Raw genomic sequence first — 1249 nt, forward strand, 5'->3', positions numbered from 1 at the left:
AATATCGCGGGCTTCCAAAGCCGGCCAGCAGTCCTGTGGCGCCCAGATCGTGTCACCACATGGTGCTCACATGGTACTGATCCGCCCAATCAAGGACCATCGCGCACATGCCCCCTATCGCCGGATGTTGAGGCACTGCATCGACCGCGCGGCGTAGGTTGAGCACGTGGCCCACATCAGCGGACAGATCCACATCGATGCGCCGCCGGAACTGGTCTTCGACACGGTTGCCGACTCCCGCAAGGAGCCCTCGTTCAACCCCGAGATGCGCGACGTCGAGCTCCTGACCCCGCTGCCGATCGGGGCAGGAACTCGGTTTCTGGCCCGTATGGGCAAGAGCCGCAATGAGATGCTCGTCGAGATCGTCGACTTTGATAGACCTCAGCGTCTCCTCACCCAAACGACCAGTTCGATGATGGCCACGTCGGGGACCTTGACGTTCAGCCCCTCCGAGGGCGGCACACTCATGACGTGGAACTGGCAGGTGCAGCCCAAGGGCTGGCTGCGTGCCCTGGGGCCGTTGTTCGGTCCCATTGGTAACCGAGTAGAGCGCGGCATCTGGACCGGCTTGAAGCGCCACCTCGAAGACGCCGCTCCGAAGTCGCCTGGATGAGCCACCTGGAGAACCTGCCCCACTTCGCCGGATGTTGACCCTGGTCGCACTTCGATGCGGCCCTCAGCGCGTGGCGCTGAGCGACGAGGATGCAGGAGGGGCTCAACAGCCTCCGGCGACCACCCCGGTGTGGATCTACCATCAGGCCATGCCAAGGGTGGACCCGGACGACGACTCGATCCGCAGATGGGTCTTGCGTCACTACCGCTACGACCCGCACCGACGACAACGTCGCCATGTCTTCGTGGCAGCGTTCGACGACAAGCGCGAGTTCGAGGCAGCCATGGCTCAGGAGCAGCGGAGCCTGACCCAACGCCAAGAGCACGGCGGGGACCCGCGCGAACATCTCACTGGCACTCTCCTCGAACCTGGCGATCAAGCCAGAGCGCGGACGGGACGACTCGTGCGCCGCTCGATTGAGCACGGGGTTGACCCCTGGGCGTTGATCGACGAGCAGGATCTGCCTCGCAACATCGCCCGATACAGGGCCGTATCCGAACGCGACCGCATGATCGCGCCCTTTCGCCGACTACGAGGCTGGCTGCGACGAAACACGTCCCAGCGGCCGTAACACCCCAACCCAGCATCTGAGCACGCTCGGTCCCCCGGCCCCGTGCCGCCAGCAGTTGGGCTATG

General features: G+C 64.6%; 2 protein-coding genes. Both read left to right on the forward strand.

Annotation, left to right across the window (positions count from 1 at the left end):
- Positions 1-166: 166 nt before the first annotated feature.
- Positions 167-613, forward strand: coding sequence for an SRPBCC family protein (locus GA707_RS20625; RefSeq protein WP_152180322.1), 447 nt, complete (start codon positions 167-169; stop codon positions 611-613).
- Between the two features lie 31 nt (positions 614-644).
- Positions 645-1184: a hypothetical protein gene (locus GA707_RS20630; protein ID WP_152180323.1), complete on the forward strand. Its 540-nt coding sequence runs from the start codon at positions 645-647 to the stop codon at positions 1182-1184.
- The last annotated feature ends 65 nt before the right edge of the window (positions 1185-1249 follow it).

Source organism: Nostocoides sp. F2B08 (assembly GCF_009184895.1).
Taxonomy (GTDB): Bacteria; Actinomycetota; Actinomycetes; order Actinomycetales; family Dermatophilaceae; genus F2B08.

Excerpts from the sequence above, each read along its gene's own strand:
- GA707_RS20630 (WP_152180323.1), top strand. The coding sequence starts at position 645 with ATGTTGACCCTGGTCGCACTTCGATGCGGCCCTCAGCGCGTGGCGCTG.